Here is a 25632-nt window from a genome sequence, read left to right as displayed (position 1 = left end):
GCTTTTTTTATAATTTTATTATTCTTTATTTTACTTCAAGAGATGTAAATTGAAATGTATTACCATCAAACAACCCCTTATCCGATAGTTTTAATGACGGTATTACTAACAATGCCATAAACGACAAAGTCATATATGGAGCACGTAATTTACTTCCCATCTGTTTTGCCATAGCATCTAATTCAGCATAGGCTTTACCTATTTCTTCAGCTGGTTTATCAGACATAATTCCTGCTACTGGAAGAGAAACTATTTTTTCTTCAGTATTTGAAACAGCACAAACTCCTCCTTTATTTTCTATTAATAAGTTTACTGCTTTACAGATAGCTTCATCAGAAACTCCAACAGCAATGATATTATGAGAATCATGTCCTACAGAACTTGCAATCGCTCCTTCTTTTAATCCAAAATTCTTAATGAATGCTATTGATGGTTCCGCGTTTTTATAACGATTTACTACCGTCATTTTTAATACATCGCTTTCAGTATTAGAAATCAAATTACCATCTTTTATTAAAGAATCTACTTCTATTTCATTGGTAACTAATTCGCCATCTAATGCTTCTATTACTCTTATTTTATCTGATGCAGAATGAAACTCAAAGTCGGCAATATTCTTTTTATCAGTATCAAAATTATTCAGCACTTCAAAATCTACATGCTCAACAAATGATTGTCCTTTATCTGCAACTAATTCACCGTTAATATAGGTTTGTAACACTTTAAAGTTCTTTAGATCTTCAGTTACAATAAAATCTGCATCGTCACCTTCTTGTAACAACCCTACATCTAAGTTATAATGTTTTACAGGGTTTATACATGCTGCTTTTAATACTTTAAAAAGGTCAATCTCTTTAGCAACTGCTCTTTCACATAACTCATTTAAATGCCCAACTAATAAATCATCAGGGTGTTTGTCATCTGAACAAAACATCATGTTTTCATAATGCTCCGGTAATAAATCAATTAGTGCTTCGAAGTTTTTAGCTGCACTTCCTTCTCGAATAATCACTTTCATTCCTTTTTGAAGTTTCTCTAAAGCTTCTTCATACGTAAAGCATTCATGATCTGTATAAATACCTGCTGCAATATATTTATCTAAGTCTTCTCCTCGTACCCCTGGTGCATGACCATCTACTGGTTTGTTGTAATGTTTTGCCCAAGCAATTTTCTTTAATACCTCTTCATCTTGATAAATAACTCCTGGATAATTCATCATTTCAGCTAAATACTTGATATCTGGATTTTCCATCATTTTTTTAATGTCATCAGAATCAATAATAGCTCCAGCACTTTCAAAAGAAGTAGCAGGTACACAAGAAGGCGCTCCAAAATTAAATTTCAAAGGAACTTTCTTTCCGTTCTCAATCATAAACTCCACTCCTTTCACTCCTAATACATTCGCTATTTCGTGTGGATCGGAAACTGTTGCAACCGTACCATGAACAACTGCAATCTTAGCAAACTCTGATGGCACTAACATAGAACTTTCTATATGAATATGAGCATCTACAAAACCAGGAAGAATATAGTTTTCTACAGCATGATTAGCTTCTCTAATTGCTTTTATCTTTCCGTTTTCAACTTCAACTTCTCCTTTATAGATTTTTTTATTCTCTATATCAACTATATTTCCTTGTACAATCATTATCTACTTTTTTTGGGACTACAAAAATAGGTAGTATTTCTGCATAAAAAAAGCATCCGAAAGGATGCTTTTATAAACTATTTATTTTTCAACATTTGGTGGTCCTCCTGCTAAAATTTCTTCATTAGCATATTCTTCAAACTGCTTAAAGTTTGCTTTAAACGAATCTGCTAATTTATGTGCTGTTTTATAATACGCTTCATCATTATTCCAAGCTTGACGTTGGCTTAATAATTCTGAAGGTAATCCAGGACATTGTCTTGGTTGCGCTAAACCAAATACAGAATGAATGTGGTAATTCTCTGGAGTTATCTCCTCTGGTAATCCACCATTTAATGCTGCATTAATCATTGCACGTGTGTACTTCAACTTCATTCTATCACCAACTCCGTAAGGTCCTGCAAACCATCCTGTATTTACTAACCATACGTTTACTCCTGTTTCTTTCATCTTCTCGCTTAACATTTCTGCATAACGAGTTGGGTGTAATGGCATAAATGGCGCTCCGAAACAAGCTGAAAAACTTGGTAATGGCTCAGTAACTCCTGCCTCTGTACCAGCAACTTTTGCTGTATATCCTGAAATAAAGTGGTATGCTGCTTGACCTGGTGTTAACCTTGAGATCGGAGGCAGTACTCCAAAAGCATCTGCAGTTAAGAAAAAGATATTTTTAGGATTTTTTCCTATTGATGGCTTTTTAATATTTTCAATATGATAAATAGGGTAACTTACACGTGTATTTTGTGTAATTGAAGTATCATGAAAATCTACTTTCCCTTCAGCATCTGTTACTATATTTTCAAGAATTGCTCCTTTTTTTATAGCTGCATAGATTTCAGGTTCTTTTTCTTGAGAAAGGTCTATTACTTTAGCATAACATCCTCCTTCAAAATTAAAAACTGTATTTTCTGAAGTCCAACCATGCTCATCATCTCCAATTAAACTTCTGTTTGGATCTGTTGATAATGTTGTTTTTCCTGTTCCAGATAAACCAAAGAAAATAGCTGTATCCTCTTCCTTACCAACATTTGCAGAACAGTGCATTGGTAATGTATTTTTAAATACTGGTAAAATAAAGTTTAATGCTGAGAAAATTCCTTTTTTGATTTCTCCTGTATAACCAGTTCCACCAATTAAAGCAATCTTTTTTCCGAAGTTTAAAATAGCAAAATTATGCTGACGAGTTCCGTCAACTTCTGGATCTGCCATAAAACCTGGAGCATTAACCACTGTCCATTCTGGAGAAAAACCTTTTAATTCTTCAGCAGTTGGACGTAAAAACATGTTATATGCAAACATGTTACTCCATGGATACTCATTTACAACTCTAATATTTAGTTTATAATCTTCATCCGCACATGCATAACTATCACGTACAAATACTTCTTTATTAGAAAGGTAATCAGTTACTTTAGTATATAATTTATCAAATTTATCCGAATCGAAAGGTAAATTGATGTCTCCCCACCATATCTCATCCTTTGTAATATCGTCTTTAACGATAAAACGGTCCATAGGAGAACGTCCTGTAAACTCACCTGTTTTAACAGCTAATGCTCCAAAACTAGTATTCTCTCCCTGTCCTTTTTCAATAGTTAAGTCGTGTAACTCGTCTGAAGTTAATTGATAACGAACCGTAGCATCTTTAATTCCTAAGTTGTCTAACGATATCGTTTTCGTATCAAGATTTGTCATCTTAAAATAATTTAGTTGTGTTTAATTTTAGACAAAAATAGTCCTTTTTGATTAAACTCATTAATCATTGAAAAATTTTATCAACTATTCTTTTTTAATAACTTTCTTAAGAAACTGAAAAGCCATCAAACTCCAACCTATTATTAGTAAAACTCCACCTAATGGAGTTACAAACCAAATAGTTTTGGCTGGTACACCAATTAAATATATTGTATAAATTGATCCAGAAAACAACAATATTCCAGCTATTAAAAACATACTAATAGCATTTTTTTGCTTCAAATTAAACTCTTTGTATGTATTTACAAACAATAGTACAATTACATGTAAAAATTGGTACCGCACTGCTGTTTCAAAACTCTGCATTGCTTCTGGTGTTAATTTCGATTTTAATGCATGTGCTCCAAAGGCTCCTAAGATTACTCCTATTACTCCTAAAACCGACGCTATTGTTAAATTTTTATACATTTTAGCTATTTTTGTTTAATTTTAAACTTTTTTAGCGATATTGTCGCCATAAATTATTAGACCACAAAAGTACATTATAAATGAGAAAAATATTAATTATAGGAGCTGGTAGATCTAGTTCATCCCTTATAAAATATTTACTAGATAAATCGACACAAGAAAATTTACACATCACTATTGGTGATGTTTCTATTGAAAGTGCCCAAGAAAAAACAAACAATCATAAAAATGCAACTGCTATTAATTTAGATGTTTTTAATGCAGATCAACGTGTTGAAGCTATTAAAAATGCAGACATTGTTATTTCTATGCTTCCTGCTCGTTTTCATATTGAAGTTGCAAAAGATTGTGTTACTTATAACAAGCACATGGTTACTGCATCTTATGTTTCTGATGAAATGCAAGCTTTAGATAAATCTGTTAAGGAAAAAGGCTTGGTTTTTATGAACGAAATTGGCTTAGACCCTGGTATTGATCATATGAGTGCCATGCAAATTATTGATCGTATTCATGATCGTGGTGCCAAAATGTTATTATTTGAATCTTTCACAGGAGGTTTAGTTGCCCCTGAAAGCGATGATAATTTATGGAATTATAAATTTACTTGGAATCCTAGAAATGTTGTTTTAGCGGGGCAAGGCGGTGCTGCTATGTTTATACAAGAAGGAACTTATAAATACATTCCTTATCATAAATTATTTAGAAGAACTGAATTTTTAACTGTTAATGGTAGTGGAAAATTTGAAGCTTATGCTAATAGAGATTCTTTAAAATATAGAAGCATTTATGGTTTAGAAAATATTCCAACTATGTATAGAGGGACTATTAGAAAGGTTGGTTTTTCTAGAGCTTGGAACGTTTTTGTTCAATTAGGTATGACTGATGATTCGTACACTATTGAAAACTCTGAAAATCTAAGCTATCGTGATTTTACTAATTTGTTTTTAGCGTATTCTCCATCTGATTCTGTTGAATTAAAATTCCGTTCATACTTGAAAATTGATCAAGATGATATTATGTGGGATAAATTTTTAGAATTAGATATTTTTAATCCTAATAAAAAAGTTGGATTGAAAAATGCAACTCCTGCTCAAGTTTTACAAAAAATCTTGTCTGATAAATGGACATTACAAGATCATGATAAAGACATGATTGTAATGCAACATATTTTTGGTTACCAATACAAGGAGGAAAAACTACAAATAGAGAGCAGCATGATTATTAAAGGTGATGATCAAACCTATACTGCAATGGCTAAAACTGTTGGTTTGCCTGTTGCTATGGCTGCTTTAAAAATATTAAATGGAGAAATTAAAACTCCTGGGGTACAAATACCTATTACCAAAGAAGTATATGAGCCTATTTTAAAAGAGCTAGAAGAATATGGAATTATCTTTGCTGAAAAAGAAGTTCCTTATTTAGGTTATAACCCTGAAAGTATAAAAGGATAGAATAAACCTTTAGCAAACTAGATACAATGACAAAACATATTGAATTTCCATTAAAAAACGAATATCCTTCTTATGCTGAAATGTATATGAAACTGGTAAATAAAGATGGAACTTTAATACAACAGTTAAAATCTAGCTTAGAGAAAACTAAAGATGTAATCAATAATTTATCTGAAGAAAAACTTAATTATAGGTATCAGAAAAATAAATGGTCTATAAAAGAAGTTTTGGTTCACATTATAGATGATGAAAGAATATATGGATACAGAGCGCTTTCTTTTGCCCGAAACGATAAAACAAACTTCCCTGGTTTTGAGCAAGATGATTACAATCTATTTTCTGACACTTCAGAAAGAACTATTGAAAATATAATGGAAGAATATGAAGCTTTAAGACACTCTACAATTACTCTTTTTAATGGGTTTTCTAATAATGCTTTAAAACGTATAGGTACTGCCAATGAGAATCAAACTAGTGTAAGGGCTTTAGGTTATCATATTCTTGGACATGAATTACATCATATAAAAATATTAAAAGAGTTTTATTTATAAGCCTAGCTATTACACTTATAAATAACACTCTTTAGTTGACCCAATATAGGCATCAGTATACTGATGCCTTTTTCTTTTTAATTGATCCTTCTTAAACTCCTTTCTCTTTAAAAAAGGTTAACATCCTTATTTTGAGGCATAATCTTCTTGATTCTTAATCAGAATCTATTAGCTTTGCCGGCTTTTAACACAATTATATTAATTCAAAATATACACATCCAAACACAATGAGAAAAATAATACTTTTTAAAGCTATTTTATTGCTTTTTATCTTTCAAACAAGCCTAAATTTAGCACAACAAAAATTAAGCACACCTTATGGTAACAACAAAGAGGTAGGCAAACATGTAAAAGTAAATGGCACTAAAATATATTATGAAGAATACGGTGAAGGAGAGCCTTTATTAATTATTCATAGTTGTGGTACTGATATTAGTGCTATGGAATATCAAATTGACTATTTTAGAAATAAATATCGAATTATTGCTGTTGATAGTAGGGGCCAAGGAAAATCTAAATTAAAGACAAAAAAATTAACGTACGATTTAATGGCTCAAGATTTAGAAGCTCTTGTAAAACACCTAAAATTAAAAACCATAAATGTTCTTGGTTGGAGTGATGGTGGAATTATTGCTTTAAAAATGGGAATCAATAATAAGGTAAATATTAATAAAATAATTACCATGGGTGCTAACCTAAGACCCGATACTACAGCCGTTAATCCTTGGGCACGCAAGCAAGTTGAAGAAATGCATGCTAAGACTCTTAAAATGATTAAAAAAGGTGATACTTCTAAAGATTGGAAAAAAGAATTACAATTAGACGACCTTCTATTAAATCAGCCTAACATTAGTCATACTGAATTAGCTAAAATTAAGGCAGCCGTGTTAATTATGATTGGTGATAGAGATATTATTAAAAACGAACATGCTGTGGAAATGTATAATAATATTCCTAAAGCACAACTTTGTATAATGCCAGGGAGAAATCATGGTGCTCCTCGTAATGACTCTAAAATATTTAACGACATAGCCAATACCTTTTATTCAAATACATACGACTATACCAAATAAAACTCTTTAGTCAACTCAATATAGGCATCAGTATACTGGTGCCTTTCTTTTTATAACTAATTCTTCTTGTTGAATTTTTGGTTCTTGAAAAGAAAAAGTAAACATACACAATCGTGATTTTATTTTCATTAGAGTGAAAATAAAAATTTGCTTCTAATGAAAATAATATTTTGGTTATAATAAAAATATTATTTTGCTTCTAAGGAAACTAATCCTTTCATTAGAAGCAAAATAATTTAAAATAATTAATAGTGGTAAACTTACAATTTATATACTCATAAATTTTTAGAAGAAAGTCTGACATAACTCACTTTTAAAAGATTATGCTAAACCTGTTAAAAAGGTAATGTATAACTCTCCTTATAATCAGTTAAAACTCACTTTTTAAGTATATTCGCTATATACTAAACAAAAATTGATATGAAAACTAAATTTCTAATTCTAATAATTACATCTATTATGATTTTTGGATGCGATAAAAGAATAACACAAAATGAAAATGAGGGAAATTTATTAGAAACTCCTGAAACTCTTGAAAATGACAAAAATGTCTTTAGCATAAGTAAATATTCTAGTCGATATAACTCAAACATTATAGAGAAACTTTATGAGGAGGCATTAGATAAAAATGAACATCTGAAAAACCTTCATAAAAAAATAAACTTAATTAAAAATGATAGCCTTGATTTAAAAGCAAAACCTTACAAAAATTATTCAAAAACAAATAATAATTATTTTGAAAATGCTTACAATTACTCAAGCAACATTAAAGATTCAATTACGAAAAAATTAATGATTGATGTTTTTAAACGATTAGAAAGTAATTATAGAAAAAGCGTTTCAAAACACGAAAATAAAATGATAGAATTGGATAAAAAAGCTTCAATTCTAAATGATCAACTTATTTTAATGAAATTAGTTTTGACTGAACCTATGATGTCAAATTATCAGAGAAATGAATTACCAGAAATAAAAACATTAGAATCAATGATAAATGACTATAATAAACTAATTCGTGAAACTAAAGAGTACACAAAACTTCGAAAATAGTTACATATAACAACGTTGCTCAGAATTATGAAAAACACCTATTTACTGATAGTTTTTATTCTAGTAAGCTTTATAAGTTGTTCTGAAAAGGCACTGCTAGAAAAAAGTTTTGAAGTGGAAAAAACAAACTTAATGTTTGGCGGAATGATAGTTTCTGCAAATCCATTTCAAATTAAAGATAAAAAAGGAAAAAGATACATACGAGAAAAAGGTGGTACTGGTGGAATTAATCTAGCCAAACCGGAATTAAATAAATTATATTGTTCTGACTGCAATGTGACAGATAGTACTAAAGCTATTCTTATTATTAAATACCCATTAAAGAAAACAATTGGCTACAGAATATATAGTGAGAATGGTTTCAATAAAGAAAAGCTTGTTATTGAATTAAGTAAAGCATATTCTGAAATATTTATGAATAAAAAAAAATACGGAATTTGTTGTGATGAACTTGCTGATTTAGAATTAACAAGTATTTTAGTTTTCAAAGTTGGACAAGAAATTTATTTAGAAACAAAAGTTGATTCAAAAAAATAACTATGAGCAACAATGTGTATAATTCATTGCTAGTCCTAACCTACTTACCTCATACAAACACATTAGCAAAGCTTACATCTTCAAATAAAAATCTTTAGTCAACTCAATATAGGCATCCGTATATAGGTGCCTTTCTTTTTCTATAACTAAATTTTCTTCTTGAACTTCTAGTTCTTGAAAAGAAAAAGTAAGCATACTTCTCTTTATTTCTGAAGTTTCATTTCCTTTTACTCGACAAACTCTATTTACAAGCAACCTATTTTCTTTAGCTAATTGTACAAATTTTGCTTCTTCTTTATAAGGAATGATCACTGAAAACAATCCTCTCTCCGACAATATTTTAGAAACTCCTTTTAGTAATGCTTCAAAAGTTAGTGATGACGTAAAACGTGCTTTATTTCTAGCCTCATCTTTCGTTTCAAAATCATCGGTATAAAATGGTGGATTAGATACAATTACATCATATATCTCCTCTTCTTCTGCCATTTCATCAGCAAAATCATTGAAAGATGCACTATAACAAAACAGTCTGTCTCCCCAATCCGATTGTTCAAAGTTCTCTACCGTTTGTTCGTAAGCGTTTTCATCTATTTCTACCGCATCAATTGTCATCGCATCACTTCGCTGTGCTAACATTAATGAAATAACTCCTGTGCCTGAACCAATATCTAATATTGAATCTGGAAATTCACCCAATTCACACCAAGCTCCCAACAAAACTGCATCAGTACCAATTTTCATTGCTGTTTTATCTTGATGTACCGTAAACTCTTTAAATTTAAATGGTTTCATTTATAAAATTCTTTCCATGAATTTTTCTACATAAAACCACAGGAAAATAGCTACTGCTAACAATAGTATTAGAAACAACCCCTTTCTAGGATTGCTTTTTTTTCTATTTCCAAATCTTCTTTTAAATTTCATTTTATTAAATCTTTAAATAATTTATCCCAATCTTTATCTCTCATTGGAGAAGACCAAAACCTATAACTTTTATATTCTTTTGTTACAACCCTTATCCCTTCAACATAAACACGAGCATTAACAGTTTCTTTTTTAATCGATAAAATATCTTTTATAAAAAACTCTTTTGTATACCAAAAAAGAATATAGTTTTTTACTACAAATTTATCATCTTCAATTGAAAAATAGTTTAGTAATTTGGTTATAAAATAACTTATTACTAAAATGATTATTCCAGTTAACCAATTTTCACTTCTAAAAGCCATTAAAGAAACTCCAAAAAAAATAAAAAAACAGAACATTCCGAAATTAATATAAGTCCCCCTTACAGTCTTATTTTTAGGAAATTTAACAAGGCCACTCTTCTTATCTTTAGAATCTATTTTATATTCTAATACTTTTTTTATTTCTGCTAAATTAGCATACACGTCATCGATAAACTCTACCTTCTTTTTATCTCTAAAATAAATTACCATTCCCTCATAACCTTTAACTTGCCTTAGGTTTATCTTTAATATTTCTGATTTTAAATATTTTTTCTTTTTTAAAAAATGTACAATAATAATTTCTTTATCTCCTACAAAAATAATCGGTGCTATCTTAAAATAATAATATAATGTATATATCGCAGAAAAAAATGTAAATAAGACTCCAATCCAATCTTTGAAACCTTTTGCTTTTACAAAGAGAAGGTTTGTTATGAAAAAAAATAAAAGAACTAGTATAAAAACAGTGAATAACCTAAATAAATTAATTTTAGATCTTATCATTCTTTCTTAGCTCTTAACATTTCTCTTTTTCCTGGAGGGCCTGGTAAACGTTCTACTATAAAACCAACTGCTTGCATTGCTCGCCTAACACTTCCTTTTGCGGAATAGGTTACTAAAACTCCACCTTTTTTTATAGCTTTAAACATAATCTTAAAAATGTCTTCAGTCCATAAATCGGGTTGATGTTCAGCTCCGAAAGCATCAAAATAAATTAGATCAAAAGTATCAATATCTTCAATATCTTTAAAGAACTGTTGTCGCTTTGTTAAATAAAAATCTTGAGCAATTTCGTGTTTTTCTTCCCAAGAAATTTCGTGTATTTCTTTAAAAACCTCTTGTCTATCTTCAACATTCAATTCAGTTACATAATTCAATTTAGAAACTTCTTCTTTAACAACTGGATATGCTTCTACACCTACATAATTAATTGTTTTATTACTTTCTAAAAAAGTAATAAAACAATTTAAACCTGTACCAAATCCAATTTCTAAGACTGAAATTTCATCTTTATGAAATAGCGCTAATCCACTCTTAATAAAAACATGATATGCTTCTTGTATTGCTCCGTGTTTAGAATGATATTGTTCATTCCATTCGGGCAAATGAATGGTTGTTGAACCATCTGACGTTATAATTATTTCTCGCTTCAAATTATTTAATTAATAATTTTTCAATTCTTGGAATTGGTCCTCTGCATTTTACTTCGTGGCAAGACACACATGAATTAATTGCATTATTAAACTGCTCTTTTCTTTCTTCTTTAGCAACTTCAAAAAGCTTTCTATGCATTTGCTCAAAATGATTTGCAAAAGTTAAAAAAGTAGCATCAAAATCAGAACTATCGGTAAGTTTTGCTGTATGTATTTTAATATATTCCTTATTAAAATCGCCTATTTCTTTTCCTTGAATAATTTGTTCTCGTACTTTTTCATTTTTCGAGAGCATATTCCTCATTAATCCCGCCATTTCAGATGTTTTATACATCTGAAAATTTGACGGAACCTTTTTAATAATCTTTATTTCTTTAGTTTCTTTCTCTTTTTGGCATCCTAATACCAAACTCAAAAAAAACACAAACAAAATTCTATTTTTCATCAGCTACTGCCTCTAACAAAACACCATCTGCTAAAAATGAATACGTTACTTTAGGCTTAATTATTTTAGCTATTTCTTCTTCAGACTTTCCTGCGTCTTTAGCATAATGTTGTAATTCTTCTACTGAAACTTCATTTTTAAATGCCTTTCCATTTAAGATTACTTTACTTTCTGCTGAGTTCATTGGCATAAAAAATGCATAATCTTTAAACTTAACAAACGATGTTTTATCTCCATCTAATGGAACTTTTATCCAACATCCTTTTTTCTGACATACTTCTCCTATTTTACTTGTAAACTTCACATCTAAAGTATCACCTACATTCATACCCTCAAATTTCTTTGCCATTTCATCTTTAGAAATAGCATCTTTAGCTGAAATTTCTTTTCCAAAAGAAACAAATGCTACTTCTTTTACCTCTTCTTTCTTTTCTTTTTCTTCAGTTTTACAACCTATAAATGAGAGACTTAAAAAAAGCCCTATAAAAAGTATTTTTTTCATTTTTTGAAATTTAAATTAGTTAGATAACAAATATAATTATTATTCATTAAGTCATTCCTCTAAAAAAATATTATACAGCTAGTTTTTGTATCTTCGTAGCACTTGTAAAAACAGCAATTTATGAATATTGACATTCAGCAAATAGAGCAATCGAAAATAGACTCTGTAGACTTTGATAATTTAAATTTTGGACGAACATTTTCAGACCACATGTTTGTTTGTGATTTTATTGATGGACAATGGACTAATCCGCAAATATTGCCTTATGGTCCTCTTTTATTTGAGCCATCTGCTCGTGTTTTTCACTATGGACAAGCTGTTTTTGAAGGTATGAAAGCTTTTAAAGATGATAATGATGACATCTTTTTGTTTAGACCTGATGAAAATTTTAACAGAATAAACGTTTCTGCCGAAAGATTAGCAATGCCTCCTGTACCCGAAAAAGTATTTTTTGAAGGTTTAGAAAAACTATTAAACCTTGACAAAGATTGGATTAAAAAAGGATTAGGTAATTCTTTATATATCCGTCCATTTATAATTGCTTCTGAAGGTGCTATTGCTGCTTCACCTGCCGAGGCTTATAAATTTATAATCATATGTTCTCCTGCACAATCATATTATGCTGGAGAAGTTAGAGTACTTTTTTCTGAAAAATATAGTAGAGCTGCCGACGGTGGTGTTGGATCCGCTAAAGCTGCTGGTAATTATGCTGCTCAATTTTACCCAACTAGTTTAGCGCATAAAGAAGGATATCAGCAAATTATTTGGACCGATGCTAATACTCATCAATATTTAGAAGAAGCGGGTACAATGAATATCTTTTTTAGAGTTGGTAATAAATTAATTACCACTCCTACTAATGATAGGATTTTAGATGGTGTTACAAGAAAATCTATTATTCAGCTTGCAGAAGATAATAATATTGACATTGAGATTAGAAAGGTTTCTGTTGCTGAAATTAAAGAAGCTGCGCGATTAGGTGAATTAAAAGAAATTTTTGGTTCGGGTACCGCTGCCGTAATTAATCCTATTAAAGGTTTTAAACACCAAGATGATGTTTTCGAATTACCAAACATTGATGATTCTTATGCTAGCTTATTTAAAGAAAAACTACTTAACATACAGTATAACAAATCGGAAGACAAACATAACTGGCGTGTAAAAATTTAATTTTCAGTAAAAAAAAGCTATATTAGTAATTCATAATCAATTAATTACAAGAAAATTCTAAGGGGAAATGAAAAATATTGTACCAGCAGTTTTATCAATTATAATTGGTTTCTCTGTTTCATTATTTGCTTTAAATAATTATTCAGGTGAAAGCTTAATAAAAAGTGGCACTAAAGCAACTAAGAAAACTGAAACCACAAAAAAAACAAAACCTTCTTCTAAAAAGAAAAGCAAAGAAACTTCTAAAGATGTAAATCTTAATGATATTCAAGGGAGTTTTGATAATTGGAATACCTATACTAAAAAGAATATTGATTTAATGTCCACCTTTATTCCTATTGATGAAAAAGGCGCTAAAACCGGAAAAGCTATTTTTTTAAATTCTTTGCGAACTGGAGCTTATATTCCTATTAAATCTGAGGTAAAAGGTAAAACTCAGTACAAACTTACCAATCTTGAAAAATCTACAGATGGTAAGATTAGAAAAAGTATTATGGGTAAAGCTAATGTAGCCTATCAATATTTTAAAAGAGAAGGAAAAAAACTTCCTAAATATGATTTTGTTGACTTAAAAGGAAACTCTCATAATAAAGCTGATACTAAAGATAAAATACTAGTTTTAAAATGCTGGTTTATAAACTGTAAAGTATGTGTAGAAGAATTTCCTCAACTAAATGCTTTGGTTGATAAATATAAAGATGACAATATTGAATTTGTAAGTTTAGCCTTTGATGAAAAAGATAAACTTGTTGAGTTTTTAAAAACAAAATCTTTTAAATATGCTACTGTTCCTGAACAAAAAAAGTACATGTCTAAAAAACTAAAAGTAAAACAATACCCTACTCATTTAATTGTTGACTCCGACGGTGTTATTCTTAAAATGGTAAATAATGTTAAGACTTTAACTTCTGAATTAGAACTCATAATGAACAAATAATAATAAAAAAGCTCCTTAATTTATAAGGAGCTTTTTTATTATAATTCGTTTAATATTTCTTTAATATTTGGCTTAAAGTAATTAGGTCCTTTTAGTACTTTACCATCTTCTCTATAAATTGGCTTACCGTCTTCTCCTAATTTACTCATATTACTTCGCTGAATTTCATTAAACACTTCCTCAATTTTGTGTTGCATTCCATGCTCTATAATTGTTCCACATAAAATATACAACATATCACCAAGTGCATCAGCTACCTCAACTAAATCGTTGTTTTTAGCTGCTTCTAAGTATTCTTCATTTTCTTCCTTCATTAATTCAAAACGTAATTGCTTTCTATCATCTGAAATAGCAACTGTAGGTTCATTTTGAATATTTAGTTTAAACGCTGAATGAAATTCATGGACTGCTTTTATCTTATTTTTCATTTTATATAATTTCTAGTTCTGTTTGTATTTTTTGAAAATCAAAATTAGACCAATCTACTATATGGCTTTTAATATTTTCTTGTTGAAAATCTTCTAGGTTTTTATTCCTAATACCAAGAAAATGAACTCCTAAATTGTGTGCCGTTCTTAAATCCCAAATACCATCTCCTACAGAAATAATAGTCTCGAAGTCTTTTACTTGAAAATATTCTTTTGCTTTTTTTATTGCCGATTTCACAATTTCTTCTCTAGTATAAATACTATTAGATGCTTCTACCAAAGTTGGCACAAAATTAATATTTGCTTGTTCTAATTTAATCAAAGCTGGTTTTAATAATGATCCTGTTGCAAAACAAATAGCATAATCTGTTTCTCTCATAAAAAAATCAACTATCTCTTTTGCTCCTTTAATTTCAGATGTTTCTGGAAGGTTTACAAACAACTCTGTCATTTTAATTTCAAAATCCTTGATAAAAGACAATTCAAAATCTCTTTTAAAATTAGCTTCAAAATTTTGCTTTAAAATATAGCTATCTGTTACATTTTGATAGCTTTTCCAATTCTGATTAATATCTGTGATACCAAAACTCTTCATAGCTTCTACATAAGCTGTTTGATGTTGATTTTCACTTTTTGTTAATGTATCATCAATATCAAAAACAATTAAATTTTTCTTTTTCATTTATGTCGTCATTTTTAACAATCGAGCTGGAACTATTTTTAAAACCCAAGCTATTAATCGCCATCTTTTAGAAATATATGCTACTCGTTTTTTTCTTTTTATTGCTGAATAAATTTGTTTTGTTGCTTTTTCTAAAGGCACCATCCAAAAAATACCGTCACCCAAAGCCATGGCTGTATCTATAAAACCTGGTCGAATATCTGTTATAAATACTTTTTTTGATTTTATTGACTTTGTCTTAATATACAAGCTTTCTAAATATGCTTTTTGGTATGCTTTTGATGCAAAATATGAAGGTGAAGCTCTATTTCCTCTGAGCGATGCTATAGATGAAATTCCTACCAAATGTCCAAATTGTTGTTCTTTAAACAAATTATAAGCTAATCCATATAACTTAGTAGCCCCAACTACATTAGTTTGAACTGTATTATTTTCTATACTCCAATCTAATTTATTATTAACCTCTCCGACTCCTGATGAATGAATAATTAAATGAACCTCTCCTAATTCACTCACAATTTCTTTAAAGGTTTTCTCTAACTCTTCAACTTGAGTTATATCATTTTGCTTTATAATTATTTGATTAGGATTTTTAACTTTTAGCTCCTCTAGTCTCTCTAATCTCCTCCCTGTAACTGCAACAATATAATTATCTTGTACTAGTAGTTCGGTTAAGTTTTTACCAATACCAGATGTTGCCCCAAAAACAATTGCTGTTTTAGTTTTCTTCATTATAAAATCATTCTTTAACTTTGCTAAAAATACAATTTTATGTTTACACTTATTGCTGCTAAAATGTTTACTACTGGGAGAATTATTTTTGCTAGTTTATTTGCTATCGCTTTTATTATTTTAATGTTTTACAGCTATAAGAAAGATGCTAAGAATAATAAAAAACATTATCAAAATGGCGCTTTGTATGTAGCTATAGGTATTATTGCTGTTATAACTCTTTTATTTCTTTCGAAATTTTTAATAAAAGGTTAAACCATTTCTTCTATTTCATTTATTTTTTCATGATCTAAAACTGTATAGCCTCCTTCATTAAAATGAAATGTACGTTTATACTTTACTCCTGTTTTTAATTGTTGAAAATCATATGAAGTAATTTGATATACTTTTTGTCCAAAAGATTCTTCATGATACTGAATTAAAGCATATAATTTTGCTTCTAATTCCATTATTTCTTCATCTGAGTATTTAAAAAGTGGGCTTTTTTCATCTATTTCATGAACAATTGTCCATACTGTAGGCAAGTACATAATTTTATCTCTCTCTAACTTTAATTGAAAAAATTCTCTTTTATAATCCCCTTCTTTATTTTTCTCATTTACTGATAATGTTACTGTTATCTCGGGTTCTATCATTACTGTTTTTCTACTATTCATTAAACGAAACATAATAGCTCTATGCTCTTTAAAATCTCGTAGAATTAAATTCTCGCTAAAATGAATTGCTGCTTTTGCTCTGGAAAAACGCCCATATAACAACCCTGTAATGAATGAAAAACTTAACAAACCTATCATTGCCTCAAAAGCCGCAATTAAATTGGCTGTTATTCCTTGTGGTGCTATTCCTCCATAACCTACTGTTGTTAATGTTTGAGCACTAAAGAAAAATCCATTTAAAAAATCATCAATAAAATTACCTTTCGATGGTGTTATTTCTTCAATTCCTATTCCCATATATACAAATCCAAATACTATATTTAAAAAAGTATAACCTAATGTAATTAATAAAAAAAACTTCCACCATGATAACTCTATAAAAAAGGTATATAAATCATCTAGATTAAACTTTTTGTTTATATGTATTACATTAGAACTCCCATCTTTATTTACAATTCCTTTAATATTCTTTTTTGAATTGTATCCAAAACCTGGGTCTTTTATTTTCTTTGCCATCCTTCGTTTCTTTATGCTTTAAAAATACAAAAAACCGATACTTAAAAAATATCGGTTTTTATAATTCTTATTTACTAATTCCTATTAGTTTTTTATTGGTAAAAAGTTATAGTTTTTAGCATAAAACTTCATTTGCTCTTCAAATGTTTTTGGTTGTGCTATTTTTACATCTGTAATATTTCCTTCAGCATCTGTTACTGGTTCTAAAACAGGATTTACAAATCCACTATAAGCTGCATCAGGAAATTTTTCATTTCGCTGTTTTACTTCTTTATGAATCTCTTGGTCTACTTTTACTCCATAACCTTCTACTAAAGCTTTTGCTGCCTCGAAATCTCCTTCTGATTTAATTCTTTGTGTTTCTTTTAATAAGCGTCCAAAAATCTCGCGAAGTTTTATATAATCATTCACAACAAAATATGTTTTTCCATCTTTTGTTACTTTTTCAATTACATTATCTTTCTTTCCTTGTTCAAATGCCCAAGCTGACACCCATTGACGGTTTACCATATGGTCTTCCTCTATATCGTCTCCTACATTAATACGAATTAACTGAGTTATTAATCCATTTCTAATATAACCATCGTAAGCAGCTTTCCCTACTTTTTGCCAATCTTCTACCAATCCTAATTCTTGTAATTTCGGATCCATTAAATAGTATAATCCAACTAAATCTGCTCTTCCTTCTTCCATTGTAGAAGCATAATTTTTTAATGTTTCCTTAGGCTGTCCTACTCCTTTATTAATCTGTCCTGATGCATGCCCTATTACTTCATGCAAAGCAGTATGTAACTTATCTGCTAACTTTCCATATTTAAGTTCTAAATCTATTTCTTCTTGATCGTGAGCAAACTCTTTTAAACGCCCAGAACCTCCTGCATTATTATAGGCTCCGATAATGTTTCCTAATGAAACTGATTTTGATCCATGTTGTTGACGAATCCAGTTGTTATTTGGTAAATTCACTCCAATTGGTGTACTTGGTGATGCATCTCCTGCTTCTCCTGCTACATTAACTGTTTTATATGAAACCCCTACTACATTTTTCTTTTTATGTGCTGGTAATAATGGTGAATTATCTTCAAACCATTGTGCATTATCAGATAGAACCTTCATTTTCTTAGACATATCGAAATCTTTAATTTCTACTATTGTCTCATAAGATCCTCTATATCCTTTAGGGTCATTGTATACTTCTATAAACCCGTTAATCCAATCAATATTTCCTTCTGTAGATGTAGCCCAAGCAATACAATATTTATCCCAAACATCTAAACTTCCTGTTTTATAATATTCTATTAATAATCCTAAAGCTTCTCCTTGCTTTTCGTTTTCTGCTACTCCTTTAGCTTTTTCTAACCAAAAAATTATTTTATCAATAGCTTGCCCATACATTCCTCCAGATTTCCATACTTTTTCTACTAACTTTCCGTCTTCACGTACTAATTTAGAATTTAATCCAGCTTCTATTGGCTGACTTTCTGGTCCTTTGTATGCAGTTTTATAAAAAGTTTCTACATCATTACTTGTAATGTCTGGTCCATAAAAATTAATTGCTGATGCCAATACATTATCTACCCCAGCTTTTTTATTCACTTTTTTACTATCCTTATCATTAAAGATAACCTCAAGTGCTTCTGCTGATAAATTTGTATTTGTTTCTTTTAATAAACCTTCTAAATATTCTTTAGCAAATGTTGGTTTGAGTTTATCGTTTGAATAATGGTGGTGAATACCATTAGAAAACCATACTCTTTTTAAATATTCTTTAAATTTTTTATAATCTTCAGAATCCTTATCTCCTTTATAATCGTTATTTACTTTTTCTAAAGCCTTTCTTATTTCAAGATTATGACGATAGTTTTGATCCCACATTATATCACGTCCAGCCAATCCTGCTTGCGTCATATAATAAACTAGTTTCTTTTCTTTTAAGGTTAACTCTTCAAATCCTGGTATTTGATACCTTAACACTTTTATATCTGCAAATTGCTCTACTTCATGTTCAAATTTAGATTCTTTTTTCACCTCCTCTTTCGACGCTACTGGTTCTTTTTTCTTTTCTACATTACAAGAAACCAATAAGCTAACTGCTGCGGCAGCGCAAAGCATATGTTTTAATTTCATTTTTTTAATTTAAATTGATTTTCTGTTGATAAATGTACGAATTTTAAACTTCGTTATATCTAAAGCAGTCTGTAGTATGATCGTTAACCATACCTGTTGCTTGCATGTGCGCATAAATTACTGTTGACCCAACAAACTTAAACCCTCGCTTTTTTAAATCTTTTGAAATTATATCAGACAACTCAGTTGTCGCAGGAACTTCTTCTCGTTTTTCAAAAGCATTTTTTACCGGTTTCCCATCAACAAAATTCCAAATATATTTTGAAAATGAGCCAAACTCATCTTGCACTTTCATAAAAAGCTGTGCATTTGTAATCGTTGCTTTTATTTTTAATTTATTTCTAATTATCCCTGCATTTAAAAGTAATTCTTCAAATTTATCTTCGCCATAATTTGCTATTTTTTTATAATCGAAATTATCAAAAGCTTTTCTGAAATTCTCTCTTTTTTTAAGTACTGTAATCCAACTTAACCCAGCCTGAAAAGTTTCTAAAATCAAAAACTCAAACAACTTATCATCCTCATATACAGGAACTCCCCATTCTTGATCGTGATATTCTATATATAAAGGGTCATCACTTACCCAAAAACATCTTTTTTTCATTTCTTTAATTTAAAATTGAAAATTACTGTTAAACAAGCTAAAAATCAATGAAAAATGGAATAATTTTTGCAACTTTATAATTAGAAAATCTTCTGATTATGAAAACATTAAAATACTTTTCGATATTTAGCATACTTATAATAATATTTTATGCTTGTAGTTCTTCACCAATAAAAAACAATGCTACTTCTAAAGAAGAGCCTGTAGTTATAAAAAATGATAGTTTAGAATATGAAATCACTATCATAGATCCTGGTTTTAATCATTACTTAAATACTATAGCTAAACCTGTTGGCTTTCACTCTCAATTTTATCTAGAAAACAAAAACCGCCTTTATGTTCCTATTTGGAATTCAAGAGCTAACAATTCTTTTAATTTTAATCCAAATATATATGAAAATCAAATCAATTATAATCCTAATATCAATTATGGTTATGATGTAAATTATAAACTTTTCAATTATTTTGAATTTGCACAACGCAAATACCGTATGCGTTTACGATAAATTATAAACTTCCTGTAAATCTGTATATTTGTCAAAAAAAATTAATAACATAAAATGAAGTTTTTAAGAAATTTATTAGCATCAATTCTTGGTTTTTTCGTAGCCATTTTTTTAATATTTATATTCTTTGTAGCCATCGCGGCAATTGCTGGGTCTGATGATGAAATAACAGTAAAATCAAATTCTGTTTTAGAATTAAATTTAGCTACTTCTATAAAAGATTATGCGCCTCGAGATAATAGTCCATTAGCAGAAATATTAGAATTAAACGATGAGAAATTAGCCTTAAATAATATTATTAATGCTATTGAAAATGCTAAAACCGATACTAAAATTAAAGGTATAAGCATTAAAACAACTTCAGTAAATGCTGGTATTGCACAAACTCAAGCTATTAGAAATAAAATTGAAGAATTTAAAGAAAGTGGAAAATTTGTATATGCTTATAACGATGTTTATTCTCAGAAAAATTATTATTTAAGTTCGGTTGCGGACAGTTTATTTTTAAACCCAGTTGGAGCCATTGACTTTAAAGGTTTATCTACTGAAATTTTATACTATAAAGATTTTGAAGATAAATATGGAATTAAAATGGAAGTAATCCGTCACGGAAAGTATAAAAGTGCAGTTGAACCATATTTGAGTAATAAAATGAGTGACGCTAACCGCGAACAAACTACTTCTTTTCTAAACTCAATTTGGTCAGAAATTACTGAAGACATTAGCGTTAGTAGAAATATTTCAGTAGAACAATTAAATTTAATTGCTGATAACGCTAACGGAAGAAACGCTACAATTGCTAAAGAAAATAAATTAATTGATGCTATTATTTATGAAGATGAGTATAAAGAAAAACTTAAACTAGACTCTGATAAAAAAGTAAATACTATTAGTTTAGAAGATTATATAAAATCTGGAAAAGGAAGGATTTCTTCTATCAGTAAAGATAAAATTGCTGTAATCTATGCTCAGGGCCAAATAATGTATGGTGAAGGAAATGAAGATATTATTGGACAAGGCTTAACAAACAGAGCTATTCGTAAAGCTAGAAAAGATAAAAATGTAAAAGCTATAGTTTTACGTGTTAATTCTCCTGGAGGAAGTGCTTTAGCTTCTGAATTAATTTGGAGAGAATTAGAATTAGCTAAAAAAGACAAACCTTTGGTTGTTTCAATGGGAAATTTAGCCGCTTCAGGAGGTTACTATATTGCATGTAATGCTAACAAAATTATTGCAGAACCAACTACTATAACTGGTTCCATTGGAGTATTTGGTGCTATTCCTAACTTTAACAAGCTTGCCGATAATATTGGTATAAATGCGGAGCAAGTTTCTACGAATGATAGTCCAAACTATAGTGTTTTTGAACAAATGAATAAAAAATTCTACGATGTAACTAAAGAAGGTGTTGAACAGATTTACACCACTTTTGTTAATCGTGTAGCAACAGGAAGAAACATGACTTATGAACAAGTTAATGAAATTGCTCAAGGTAGAGTTTGGAGTGGTAAAGAAGCTATAAATAAAGGGTTAGTTGATAAATTAGGAAGTTTAAATGATGCTATTAAAATAGCAGCTGAATTAGCTGATATTGAAAACTACAAAATTCGTAATTACCCTAACTATAAAAAAGATCTAAAAGATGCTTTAAGTATCTCTCCTTTTGCTAAAGTTTCTAAAGAAGAGATATTAAAAGAAGCTTTAGGTGACGAAAATTATCAGTTATATAATAATATTAATCAAATAAAAAAGTTAAAAGGGATTCAAGCAAGAATACCTTTTATATTTCAAATTAAATAAAAAAAAGGTACTCTATGAGTACCTTTTTGATATATGCATTTTAGAAAAACACTTATAATATTTATCTTTTTACTATCAAATAGTATCTACTCTCAAAGTAATGATATAAAAAATGATAGTCTACAGGTAGAAAAACTATATGCAAAAGCAATAGATTTAAAAGACAACAATCTTGTAGAGGCTAAGAAAAATTTTGAAGATGCTATAGAGATTATAGATAAAAGTTTATTCTCTAAAAATGAATTCTTATTAAAAAAAGCTTCTATTTTAGAGCAACTCGCTTATTTTTTAAGAAGAGAAAACAAGTTTGACACTGCTCTAAAATATCTTCAAGAAAGTATAGAGATTAAAAGAAAGATAGGAGAAAAATATACTTTAGGATACACTTATTCTCAAATAGCTTGGTTATGGCTCTATCAATCTGAATTTGATAAGACTAAAGTTAATTTAGATTCTGCCTTAACACTTAGTAAAAAATACAACAATATAAACGAAACCACTAGAACCTTAAGTAGGTATGGTATTCTTTATCAAAATTTAAAAGAATACTCTAAAGCTGAACAACATCATTTATATGCTATTAAACTTGCTGATTCTATAAATTCAATTAATTCAATCGCATCCACAAATGCAAACTATGCTTACTTTTTAAGACGACAAAAGAGATATAAAGAAAATATCCCTTTTCTTAAAAGGTCGGTAGGAATGCATCAAAAGGCAAATAATCAAATAGGATTAGAGTCAAGTTATTTTGCTTTAGGAGTTACTTATAGAGTATTAGGTAATCCACTCAAGGCCATAGAATTATATAATAAGGCTATTGCTATGTCTAAAAAGCAAAAAAATGAGGCTGTAATTCATTCTAGATATTTAGGTTTAAGTAATAGTTATGCTGACATCAAAGATTATCAAAAAGCATATAAATATCATTTAGACTATACTAAATGGTGGATAAAAGTTAAGAATGAAAAGAACTATCAAAAAATGGTAGATCTTCAATCTAAATATAAATACGAACAGCAACTAGCAATTGACAGCCTACGTTTTACTCAAGAAAAAAAAGAAATAGAGATAATTGCTCAAACAGAATCTTCAAAAAAGAAACTATACTTCGCTTTATTCCTCGTTACATTAACTGGTGCATTTGCAATAGGCTACTTAATTCGTCGTAATTTCAAACAACGTTCAATTCATATTAAAGCCGAATATGAAAACAAAAGAAAAATACTTGACCAAGAAATTAAAACTAAGGAAAAAGATATTAAAAGTTTAATTGCAGACAACAGTATGCGCTTAGCCTTTAAAGAAGAATTATTAGATAAAATAAAAAACGACGTAATAGGGTCGACACCAGAAAGCATAGAAAAATCTCTTACCTCGTTAACTACTCAATTAAAATTGCAAATAAACACAGAAAGTAAACTATCTGGATTACAAGAAAAAATAACAGACGTAAATCAATTTTTTGATACTACATTAAGAAAAAAATATCCTGAATTAACAAAAGGAGAAAGAGAGGTTTGCGCATTATTACGTTTGAATTTATCAATAAAAGAAATTATGATTATTAGGAATGTTTCTACCGATTCTGTAAAATCAATGCGTAGAAGAATTCGTAAAAAAATGAATATTCCTTCAGAAATAAGCATCGAAGAATTTATTCGGTCATTAATATAATAATCTATTTACATTCAATATATAAAGAATGACACCTTTTGACACCGCATAAAAACTCTAAATCTAAGCGTCACTCATAACTTTGCTAAACCTAACTAAATAGCAAGTCTAATGAGAATACGATTACTTTTTATACTCTCTTTTTTGGTTTTCCTTTTTTCATATAATGGATATACCCAAACAAATAATCAAATTAGCGGAGCAACTATAACTCCAACCCAAAATTCAGATACTAATACACCCTCTCCATACGATGGTACATTAACCTTTAATCCGGGGTCACTTATAACTACTGGAGATTGGAACTTGATTCTTGGTCCAGGTGCAGGAGGCTCTTTAACCACGACCTATGCAAATATTTTTATAGGCGGTATGGCAGGTGCTAAATTCAATAGTATAAATAGTCGTAATAATACTATAATTGGTGTGTTTGCTGCGGATCAAACTACAGGCAATGCTGAGAATGTATATATAGGGAATTATGTCGCTAGAAATTCAACGGGTGATGACAATGTTGTTATTGGTTATAGAGCAGGAGAGAATATGACTTCGGCATATGATAATACACTTATTGGTGAAGAAGCAGGTAAGTCCTTAACAGAAGGAGATGACAATGTGTTTATAGGTGAAGATGCTGGTCGCGCAACAACAACTGCCTCAGATAATTTATTCATAGGAAGTAAAGCAGGTGTAAAGAATACATCTGGAAGTGGAAATACTTTTATAGGAGGAGAAAGTTCTTCAAGTGTTGGGAGTGCTATAGAAGGGTTTAACCCTGTATATGCTTTATCATCTATATCCAATTCTGTTGGAAGCGAGAACAAAACAGGACAAGGAAATACATTTGTAGGTAATGGAGCTGGCCAAGAGAATATAGATGGGTATGCGAATACTTACTTAGGATTTGATGCTGGAGCGGAAAGTAGTCGTGCCGATGGTAATACATTTATAGGCTATGGTGCTGGTTGGGATAATAACAGAACAAACGCTACTAATCTAGCAAATAGAAATACCTATGTAGGAGCCATGGCTGGAGGGACTAACAGAACAGGTTCAGATAATGCAGGGTTGGGATGGAATGCTAATTTTACCGCAAGTGGTTCATTCGGAGCCTCTGCAGGAAAAAATAATCGTAATACCTTTATGGGTAATGAGGTGGATGTATTTGGAGATGACCAAGTCATTATAGGATATGACGCAAAAGCCTCAGGAAATAAAGGTTCAATTACTATTGGATCGTTAAGTAGTACCACGCAATCATATGCTGCTGCCATTGGATATGATGTAGATGTTACTCTCGCAAATACTATGGCATTAGGAGGAAACACAACTACTAATAGATTCAGTGTAGGAATTGGTACTGTAGCTGCCAATCAAAATGCTTCTTTAGAATTAGCTGATGTTGATAAAGGTTTTTTAGTTAATAGAGTAACTACCGCTCAACGTACTGCTATGGAAACTGCTGCTGCAAGTGGAAACGCTTTAACAACTACTGATGCAGGTTTAATGGTATACGATACAGATTTAGCAACTCTTTTTGTTTGGAATGGAACTACATGGATAAGCACAACTTCTTTAAATACGGATGACCAAAAAGTAGATACTTTTCAATTAGTTGCTAATAAAATTGAATTGTCTATGGAAGCTGATGGTGAAACAGTAAAAGAAATCGATTTATCTCGATTCCTTGATAATACAGACACACAAAGAATTGATTCATTAATGCTTATTAGAAATAACAAAATCCTTATATCTCTTGAAAACGATGGAGAAGTAGGAAAAGAGCTCGATTTATCTAGTTTTAAAGATAACACAGATGAACAAGCTTTATCTTTAGCTACAAATACTTTAAGTATTTCAGGGAATGCAACAACTATAGATTTAGCTAAGTATCTAGACAATACTGATACCCAAACTATTTCTTTAGCTGGTACTGATTTAACCATAGCTAATGGAAATACGATTGATGTTTCTTCATTACAAGATGGAACCGG

At 29.8% G+C, this 25632-nt stretch carries 26 protein-coding genes; 12 read left to right on the top strand and 14 right to left on the bottom strand.

Features of this window, described 5'->3' with window-relative positions; all coding sequences use genetic code 11:
* Window positions 1-25: 25 nt before the first annotated feature.
* From ade to Q0881_RS15500, 3 genes are all read right to left on the bottom strand, one after another.
* Window positions 26-1648 (bottom strand): adenine deaminase, encoded by a 1623-nt coding sequence (ade, locus tag Q0881_RS15510; RefSeq protein WP_299162213.1) that lies wholly within the window; start codon window positions 1646-1648, stop codon window positions 26-28.
* A gap of 81 nt (window positions 1649-1729) precedes the next feature.
* On the bottom strand, window positions 1730-3343 hold the full coding sequence (gene pckA / locus Q0881_RS15505) for a phosphoenolpyruvate carboxykinase (ATP) (protein ID WP_299162211.1): 1614 nt from the start codon (window positions 3341-3343) through the stop codon (window positions 1730-1732).
* Window positions 3344-3427: 84 nt separating this feature from the next.
* Window positions 3428-3811: a DUF423 domain-containing protein gene (locus tag Q0881_RS15500; protein ID WP_299162208.1), complete on the bottom strand. Its 384-nt coding sequence runs from the start codon at window positions 3809-3811 to the stop codon at window positions 3428-3430.
* An 80-nt stretch (window positions 3812-3891) separates the two neighbouring features.
* Here Q0881_RS15500 and Q0881_RS15495 point away from each other — a divergent pair, with 80 nt between their 5' ends.
* From Q0881_RS15495 to Q0881_RS15475, 5 genes are all read left to right on the top strand, one after another.
* Complete coding sequence (locus tag Q0881_RS15495) at window positions 3892-5262, top strand: saccharopine dehydrogenase family protein (RefSeq protein ID WP_299162205.1); 1371 nt, start codon at window positions 3892-3894, stop codon at window positions 5260-5262.
* Between the two features lie 26 nt (window positions 5263-5288).
* Window positions 5289-5813 carry a DinB family protein gene (locus tag Q0881_RS15490; RefSeq protein ID WP_299162202.1) on the top strand — a complete coding sequence of 175 codons (525 nt, stop codon included), beginning with the start codon at window positions 5289-5291 and terminating at the stop codon, window positions 5811-5813.
* Window positions 5814-6040: 227 nt separating this feature from the next.
* A complete protein-coding gene (locus tag Q0881_RS15485) occupies window positions 6041-6886 on the top strand; it encodes an alpha/beta hydrolase (protein WP_299162199.1) in 846 nt (281 codons plus the stop codon).
* Between the two features lie 420 nt (window positions 6887-7306).
* Complete coding sequence (locus Q0881_RS15480) at window positions 7307-7936, top strand: hypothetical protein (RefSeq protein ID WP_299162197.1); 630 nt, start codon at window positions 7307-7309, stop codon at window positions 7934-7936.
* Window positions 7937-7963: 27 nt separating this feature from the next.
* Window positions 7964-8473, top strand: a complete 510-nt coding sequence (locus Q0881_RS15475; protein ID WP_299162194.1) for a hypothetical protein — start codon at window positions 7964-7966, stop codon at window positions 8471-8473.
* 72 nt (window positions 8474-8545) lie between these two features.
* On the opposite strand, the gene Q0881_RS15470 is transcribed toward Q0881_RS15475, so the two are convergent.
* From Q0881_RS15470 to Q0881_RS15450, 5 genes are all read right to left on the bottom strand, one after another.
* On the bottom strand, window positions 8546-9265 hold the full coding sequence (locus Q0881_RS15470; RefSeq protein ID WP_299162191.1) for a methyltransferase: 720 nt from the start codon (window positions 9263-9265) through the stop codon (window positions 8546-8548).
* 128 nt (window positions 9266-9393) lie between these two features.
* Complete coding sequence (locus Q0881_RS15465) at window positions 9394-10206, bottom strand: hypothetical protein (RefSeq protein ID WP_299162188.1); 813 nt, start codon at window positions 10204-10206, stop codon at window positions 9394-9396.
* Entirely contained in the window at window positions 10203-10856 is a 654-nt protein-coding gene (gene mnmD / locus Q0881_RS15460) for a tRNA (5-methylaminomethyl-2-thiouridine)(34)-methyltransferase MnmD (protein ID WP_299162186.1), read from the bottom strand. The genes Q0881_RS15465 and mnmD overlap by 4 nt, the downstream gene beginning before the upstream one ends.
* A gap of 1 nt (window position 10857) precedes the next feature.
* A complete protein-coding gene (locus Q0881_RS15455) occupies window positions 10858-11301 on the bottom strand; it encodes a hypothetical protein (RefSeq protein ID WP_299162183.1) in 444 nt (147 codons plus the stop codon).
* Window positions 11291-11803 (bottom strand): DUF4920 domain-containing protein, encoded by a 513-nt coding sequence (locus tag Q0881_RS15450; protein WP_299162181.1) that lies wholly within the window; start codon window positions 11801-11803, stop codon window positions 11291-11293. The genes Q0881_RS15455 and Q0881_RS15450 overlap by 11 nt, the downstream gene beginning before the upstream one ends.
* A gap of 120 nt (window positions 11804-11923) precedes the next feature.
* On the opposite strand from Q0881_RS15450, the gene Q0881_RS15445 reads away from it, so the two are divergent.
* Window positions 11924-12973 carry a branched-chain amino acid aminotransferase gene (locus Q0881_RS15445; protein ID WP_299162178.1) on the top strand — a complete coding sequence of 350 codons (1050 nt, stop codon included), beginning with the start codon at window positions 11924-11926 and terminating at the stop codon, window positions 12971-12973.
* A 67-nt stretch (window positions 12974-13040) separates the two neighbouring features.
* Complete coding sequence (locus Q0881_RS15440; protein ID WP_299162176.1) at window positions 13041-13910, top strand: TlpA disulfide reductase family protein; 870 nt, start codon at window positions 13041-13043, stop codon at window positions 13908-13910.
* Window positions 13911-13948: 38 nt separating this feature from the next.
* Here Q0881_RS15440 and Q0881_RS15435 read toward each other — a convergent pair whose 3' ends face one another.
* From Q0881_RS15435 to Q0881_RS15425, 3 genes are read right to left on the bottom strand one after another with little or no spacing between them, the layout of a single operon-like run.
* Window positions 13949-14338, bottom strand: coding sequence for a nucleoside triphosphate pyrophosphohydrolase family protein (locus Q0881_RS15435; protein WP_299162174.1), 390 nt, complete (start codon window positions 14336-14338; stop codon window positions 13949-13951).
* A gap of 1 nt (window position 14339) precedes the next feature.
* Entirely contained in the window at window positions 14340-15020 is a 681-nt protein-coding gene (locus Q0881_RS15430) for an HAD family hydrolase (RefSeq protein ID WP_299162171.1), read from the bottom strand.
* On the bottom strand, window positions 15021-15752 hold the full coding sequence (locus Q0881_RS15425) for an SDR family NAD(P)-dependent oxidoreductase (protein ID WP_299162168.1): 732 nt from the start codon (window positions 15750-15752) through the stop codon (window positions 15021-15023).
* A 39-nt stretch (window positions 15753-15791) separates the two neighbouring features.
* Here Q0881_RS15425 and Q0881_RS15420 point away from each other — a divergent pair, with 39 nt between their 5' ends.
* Window positions 15792-16007 carry a hypothetical protein gene (locus tag Q0881_RS15420; RefSeq protein WP_299162166.1) on the top strand — a complete coding sequence of 72 codons (216 nt, stop codon included), beginning with the start codon at window positions 15792-15794 and terminating at the stop codon, window positions 16005-16007.
* Here the strand turns inward: Q0881_RS15420 and Q0881_RS15415 are convergent.
* From Q0881_RS15415 to Q0881_RS15405, 3 genes are all read right to left on the bottom strand, one after another.
* Window positions 16004-16924 (bottom strand): ion channel, encoded by a 921-nt coding sequence (locus Q0881_RS15415; protein WP_299162164.1) that lies wholly within the window; start codon window positions 16922-16924, stop codon window positions 16004-16006. The genes Q0881_RS15420 and Q0881_RS15415 overlap by 4 nt on opposite strands.
* Before the next feature lie 84 nt (window positions 16925-17008).
* On the bottom strand, window positions 17009-19051 hold the full coding sequence (locus Q0881_RS15410; RefSeq protein WP_299162162.1) for a dihydrofolate reductase: 2043 nt from the start codon (window positions 19049-19051) through the stop codon (window positions 17009-17011).
* A 43-nt stretch (window positions 19052-19094) separates the two neighbouring features.
* Entirely contained in the window at window positions 19095-19655 is a 561-nt protein-coding gene (locus Q0881_RS15405) for a DNA-3-methyladenine glycosylase I (protein ID WP_299162160.1), read from the bottom strand.
* A gap of 98 nt (window positions 19656-19753) precedes the next feature.
* On the opposite strand from Q0881_RS15405, the gene Q0881_RS15400 reads away from it, so the two are divergent.
* From Q0881_RS15400 to Q0881_RS15385, 4 genes are all read left to right on the top strand, one after another.
* A complete protein-coding gene (locus Q0881_RS15400; protein WP_299162158.1) occupies window positions 19754-20161 on the top strand; it encodes a DUF6146 family protein in 408 nt (135 codons plus the stop codon).
* A gap of 54 nt (window positions 20162-20215) precedes the next feature.
* On the top strand, window positions 20216-21961 hold the full coding sequence (sppA, locus tag Q0881_RS15395; RefSeq protein WP_299162156.1) for a signal peptide peptidase SppA: 1746 nt from the start codon (window positions 20216-20218) through the stop codon (window positions 21959-21961).
* Window positions 21962-21994: 33 nt separating this feature from the next.
* A complete protein-coding gene (locus Q0881_RS15390; RefSeq protein ID WP_299162154.1) occupies window positions 21995-23638 on the top strand; it encodes a tetratricopeptide repeat protein in 1644 nt (547 codons plus the stop codon).
* A gap of 111 nt (window positions 23639-23749) precedes the next feature.
* On the top strand, window positions 23750-25632 hold a 1883-nt coding region (locus Q0881_RS15385), incomplete at its 3' end, for a hypothetical protein (protein ID WP_299162152.1).

This window comes from uncultured Tenacibaculum sp., from assembly GCF_947494125.1.
GTDB lineage: Bacteria > Bacteroidota > Bacteroidia > Flavobacteriales > Flavobacteriaceae > Polaribacter.
The sequence above is the reverse complement of the archived record's forward strand: the minus strand, read 5'-3'. Positions and strand labels throughout refer to the sequence as shown.